This window comes from Paenibacillus glycinis (genome assembly GCF_009909185.1).
GTDB lineage: Bacteria > Bacillota > Bacilli > Paenibacillales > Paenibacillaceae > Paenibacillus_Z > Paenibacillus_Z glycinis.
In genome coordinates, this window is record NZ_JAAAMV010000043.1 from 1 (window position 1) to 6,391 (window position 6,391).

Below are 6,391 nucleotides of genomic sequence, written 5' to 3' on the forward strand. Positions count from 1 at the left end.
CGTACAGCAGCGCTCCGAACAGTTCCCACACGGAGAAATCAAAACAGTACGAATGGAACATCGTCCATACGTCTCCCGCGCTAAAGGTAAACGGCAACTGGTTATTCATCAGCAGCTGCACCACATTTCGATGCTCGATCATGACCCCTTTCGGTCGTCCTGTCGAGCCGGAGGTATAGATGATATACGCCAGTGAATCTGGGGCAGCGATTGCCTGCAAATTTGAGGTGTCGAACTGCTCCCGTCCGTAATCGTCCAGCGCGAGGCTTTCGCCCGTGAAGGAAGACGGCGTCTGCAGATGCGACTGGGTCACCAGCAGGGTTGTCCCACTGTCCTCCAGCATGTACTGGATCCGATCCGCCGGATACTCCGGATCGATCGGCACGTACGCGCCACCTGCTTTCAGAATCGCCATGATGCCCACGATCATCTCCAAAGAGCGCTCGACCATCAGGCCGACCAGACTGTCCGCCTGCACGCCCTTGTCTCGCAGCACCCGGGCCAGTTGGTTTGCTCGCTCGTTCAGCTCCCGGTAGGTCAGTTGCTGCTCCTCGAATACGACCGCAATATTGTCCGGCGTTCGCTCCGCCTGCGCTTCGAACAACTGATGAATCGTCCTATCCCGCGGATAGTCGGATCCTGCGATGTCGAATGTTTTCAATTGCTGGAGCTCTTCTCCTGTCAGCAGCACCATATCACTGACTCGGGTTCTTGGGTCATTCACGGCCGTCTCCACTAACTGCTTTAAATGACCTTGCATTCTCGTTACCATTTCCTTCTCAAACTTCCGCATGTTGTAGGAAAACCTCAGCCGCAGCGACTTACCGGGTACTACAATTACGTTAAAATCATAGTGCGTTTGCTCGAAGCTCGATACCATCTCAATGGTCAGCTCTTCATTTAAAGCTTCACCGGATGTGCTTGCGCGATCCGCTACCGGATAATTCTCGAACACCAAGATATGATTGAATAACTCTTGTTTCAGTTCGCTTTGTTTCTGTATGTCTGCCAGTGGCACGTATTCATGTCGTTTTGCTTCCACTCCATGACGCTGAACTTCCTGCAACACCTCTTCAAAGCAGTCCTGTTCCTCCCAGTTAACTCTTACCGGAATCGTGTTAATAAACAGTCCGACGATTTTTTCGACATTGGCAATTTCCGGCGGCCGTCCTGAAACGACGCTGCCGAATACCGCATCTCTGGTGGAGTTATACTTACCTACCATGATGCCCCATATTGTTTGCAGCACCGTATTCAACGTCACCTGCTGCCGCTTCGCCAGTGTTTCAAGCTGCTCGGTTAACGCTTCGCCCAGCCAAAGTTCCGCTTCCTCTTGCTCATAGGTATTCACGGAAACCGCCCGGTGCTGCGGCAATGCCATCTGCTTATCGTACCCCGCCAGGTAACGGCCCCAGTAGTCAAGCGCCTCATCATTCTCCCGGCTTTCCAGCCAGTCAATTAATAAACGATAAGACTGTGGAGTCGCCAGCATCGCCGGCGTTTTTGTCTTTGCGGCACGGTACAGCTCCTTCCATTCCTGTATAAGAATCGGTAGACACCAGCCGTCCATCAGCATATGATGGTTGCTCCAAACGATTCGGTACGCGTGTTCCTCGGTCATCAATACCCCGAGACGCATCAGCGGCTCATGAGTAACATCAAATCCAAGCCTGCGGTCCCGCACTTCCCATCGGGCGACATACGCGTTTTGCTCCGCCTCGTCCATTCCTCGGAGATCTTCTATAACAACCGGCAGTTCCCGCTTGTCCAACACCACCTGCAGAGGACGGCTTTGTCCTTCATGCAAAAAGATCGTGCGCAGTACATCGTGACGCTCTGCCAGCTGCTGGAAGCTGGTTTTCAGACTTGCCGTATCCAGCTCGCCTCTAAAATCCATCTTAATCTGTACGAAGTATGCCGATGACGATATATCCAACAACGTATGGAACAGCATTCCTTGTTGCATTGGCGACAGAGGGTAGATTTGCTCAATTTTGCTGCCCGGTTCCTGCAACGCAAGCATATGCTTCAGCTCGCGTATTTCGGTCATCGACAGTTGGTTATAGCCGTAATCCGAAGGTGTCCATTCGCTATGCGGCTGCGCTGCACAATGCGTCGCTATCGCCCGCAGGTGTTCTGCGAACGTTTCTGCCAGCTTCCGAACCGTATTTTCATTGTATTCCTCGGCTGCATAGGTCCAATTGAATGATAGCTGGCCGTCAACCAGTATTCCATTTATGTCCAATGCATGCATGCGTTCGCTGTTTGGACTCATCGTGGCACCGGTCGGCAGCGAGGATACCGCCCATGCTCCGTTCGACCTTGCTCCGAATTCACCCAAGTAATTGAACCCTACTTCCGGGCGAAGCACAGACTTGTTTTGATCCTCCCCTTCTACCGAGCTTAGATATCGTAAAACACCGTAGCCCATGCCTTTATTCGGAATGCTGCGCAACTGCTCCTTCACTGCAATCAGTTGCTCACCAAGCGGGAGCGCATCGTCCATCTCTATGACAACGGGATACTGACTGGTAAACCAACCTACTGTCCGGCTCACGTCCACGCCGTCCAAGATCTCTTCGCGCCCATGACCTTCCAAGTGAATCGCTGCGCGCCTATCACCGCTCCAATCGCTCAGCGTCAAGCCAAGGGCCGTCAATAGCGCATCGTTAATTTCCGTCCGATATGCGCGCGGCGCTTCCTTCAACAGCCTGGCTGTGTCCGCGGCAGATAGCCGGATCGTCACGGATGCCGAATCCCCCTGTCGACGTGTCGTCACCTCTGAATCTTTCGGCACGAGCAACGGCTGCTTCCCTTCCAACCGTTCCCAATATTGCCTCTCTCGCCAGAAGCCGTTTCGCTGCGCATAGGCATGCAGACCTGCCGTCCACTCCTGAAACGACGTAGTCTTCTCCGGTAAACGGATTGCTTCTCCTGCCATTGCTTGTGCATAAGCAGAGTCAAAGTCCTCCAGTAATATACGCCACGAAACCCCATCAACCACTAAATGATGAATGGCTATCAGCAGATGATCGCCGACGCTCGTGCGGAATACACCGAGGCAAACCAATGGCCCATCATTTAAATGCAAACTGCTCTGTAACCGAGTCGCTTCGACCTCAACCTTTACAGAAAGATTGGCGTCGCTTTCCTCACGGAGGTCCACGACGGTCAGCGACAAGCTTGGCAGGCATTCCTCGACTCCGCGGTTCCAGCCCGTCATCCCTTGTTCTGATTGGCGATAGACCATCCGCAATGCATCGTGATGAGCAATCAACTCCGCCCAGACTTGCCGTAGGATTGTTTCATCCAAGTCGTTTTCGCCCTTCAGCATCACCGCCTGATTCCAATGATGCATGTCGGTAAAGTTCGACTGGAAGAACCAGTACTGAATTGGCGATAACCATGCTTCCCCTTCTACTGGCTCCTGCGAGATGCTTCCCTCTACCGGTTGGACATACCGTGCAGCCGCACCAAGCTCCGGGTTCTGGAACAATTGCTTCATGTTCAGCTTGAGACCGCGAGCATGCAGGCGTGCGATCATCTGAATCGCTTTGATCGAATCTCCGCCCAACTCGAAGAAATTGTCGTTTCGCCCCACTCTTTCCGATCCCAGCAAAGTCTCCCAGATGCTCGCTAAGATCCACTCTAGTTCACTGCGCGGCGCTACATAGGTCACGCCCGTCGCCAGCTGCCCTTTCGGTGCCGGCAACGCTTTGCGATCAATTTTTCCGTTCGGTGTCAGCGGCATTTTCTCTAGTTGCACAAAATGCGCGGGTACCATGTAGCGCGGCAGCTGCGCCGATAGCGGTCCACGCAGCTGAGCTATCGTTAACGCCTCTTCCGCTACCACATAGGCGCTTAGTTCGTTATCGCCGCGTTCGTTTTCCCATGCGATCACGACGGTTTCCTTCACATGCCTGACCTGCAACAATTGCGCTTCTACTTCCCCAAGCTCGATTCTGTAGCCCCGGATCTTTACTTGATGGTCGATTCGCCCCAAGTATTCGATCGTTCCGTCCGACAGCCATCTCGCCAAGTCCCCGGTCCTATACATCCGTCCTCCCGGCGCAAAAGGGGTTGATACAAACCTCTCGGCCGTTAATTCCGGGCGGTTTAAATAGCCGCGTGCCAATCCTGCTCCTGCGACGCACAACTCTCCCGCTACTCCGATAGGCAGTGGTTGGAAGGTATCATCCGCACTTAGCACATACACGTTTGTATTACTTATTGGCCGACCGATTGTATGGCTAAAAGGCTCTTCTCCATATCGAATGACTGTGGTGATAACACTATTTTCAGTAGGACCATACTCATTAATTACCTCAACTGCCGCAAGCTTTTGCCTGCTTTGTTCGACAAGTTGCCGCGTAACCCTTTCACCGCCAAGCGTAACGATTCGTAAGCTGCGGCCTTCATTATGACCCAGTTGCTCCAATATCGCGTGATACAAAGTAGGCACGCTAAAGAGATGGGTAATTTTTTGTTTCTCGATAACCTCAAGAATAACGGCAGGATTATGGGTCTCTTTCAACAAAATCGCACTTGCACCAGATAGAATCGGCGTAAAGAAGCTCGATACAAAACTGTCGAAGGAATAAGAAGCCAATTGAATAGCCCTATCACTCTCCGTAAATGCATACTCGCGCTTACGCCATTCCAAGGTGTTGAGAATTGCTTTATGTTCGATACCCACTCCTTTGGCTTTTCCCGTCGTGCCGGAAGTATAAATCACATATGCCAAATGATGGGAACGCATGCCTGACTTCAGGTTCGATTCATCCCGCTTTATGCAGCTTGCTTCCTCTATGCACAGCAGTTCACCTTGAAAATCATATTGCTTGACCAAATGCCGTTGCGTAAGCAATAGATCCGCTCCCGAATCTTCCAGCATGTAGCGAATCCGTTCCTCCGGATATTCCGGATCGATCGGCACGTACGCCCCTCCAGACTTCAAAATGGCCATTATGCCCACGATCATCTCCAGCGAACGCTCCGCCATGATACCGACCAAACTGTCTGGCTGCACGCCCTTGTCCCGTAGCACCCGCGCAAGCTGATTCGACCGTGCATTCAGCTCCCGGTAGGTCAATTGCTGCTCCTCGAATACGACCGCAATATTGTCCGGTGTTCGTTCCGCCTGCGCCTCGAACAGCCCATGGATCGTGTTGTCCTGCGGGTAGTCTGAAGTCGTTGCGTTGAAGTCGAACAGGATTTGCTGCCGTTCCGCTTCGCTCAGTAGTCCCATGTCTTTCATCGCGGCTTGCGGTTTGCTTACGACGACTTCCAACAATTTCCGGAAATGGGCAGCCATCCGCTGGATCGTTTCCGACTTGAACAAGGCCGTGCTGTATTCCATGCTGATGTCGATTTCGTTTTCCCTCTCTGCTGCTTGCAGCGTCAGGTCGAATTTCGCAGCGTGATGGTCCTGCTCATACGGCACAATGCACAGTCCCGGCAGCTCCAGCACCCCGCGCTCCGTATTTTGCAAGATGAACATTGTGTCAAACAACGGATGCCGGCTCAGATCGCGCGGCAGCTCCAGCTGCCCCACCAGCTCCTCGAATGGGTACTCTTGATGCTCGAAGGCGAGCAGCGTGCATGCCTTCACTTCCTGCAGGAAGGACGCGAACGTCTTCTCGCCCGTCGGATAACTGCGAATCGCCAGCGTGTTGACAAATAACCCCAACATCCGCTCCACGTCCGCATGCGCCCTGCCTGCGATCGGCGAACCCACAATCATCTCTTCCTGCCCGGTATATTTCGACAACAGCACCTTGTACGCCGCCAGCAGCACCATGTACAGCGTCGTGCCCGTTTCTTCGGCCAACCGTTTCAAGCCGCTCGCCAGCGCTTCGTCCAACGTGAAGTCCATTTGGGCGCCCTCGAAGCTCCGCACCGCCGGCCGCGGATAATCCGTCGGCAGCTGCAGCGTCGGCACTTCGCCCGCCAACGCCTCCAGCCAGTAGGATTCATGCTCTTTCATGGCCGCACTACCCGCGCGTTGCTGCTGCCAGGCCGCGTAATCCTTGTACTGGATGCGCAACGCCGGCAGCTCTTCGCCGGCGTACAGCTTCGTGAACTCCTCCACCATCACGCCCAGCGACACGCCGTCGGCGATGATATGGTGCATGTCCAACAGCAGCAGATGCCGCTCGGGTGCCATTTGCACCAGCTCCGTGCGCAACAGCGGCGCGACTTGCAGATCGAACGGTCGTATAAAGGCCTCCACCACTTGCGCCGCTTCCGCCTCCGCCGTCTGTCGTTCGCTCACCGCGAAGGGCAGTACCGGATGCACGATTTGCACCACTTCGCCGTCTGCCATTGTAAACGACGTGCGCAGCGATTCATGCCGCGCGATCAGGCTGTTCAGCGCCTGCTCCACGCGCCC

At 54.0% G+C, this 6,391-nt stretch carries 1 protein-coding gene; it reads right to left on the reverse strand.

The window, feature by feature from the left end:
• Positions 1–6,391: non-ribosomal peptide synthetase (locus tag GT019_RS31395; RefSeq protein ID WP_161747384.1), on the reverse strand; the 6,391-nt coding region annotated here is incomplete at both ends.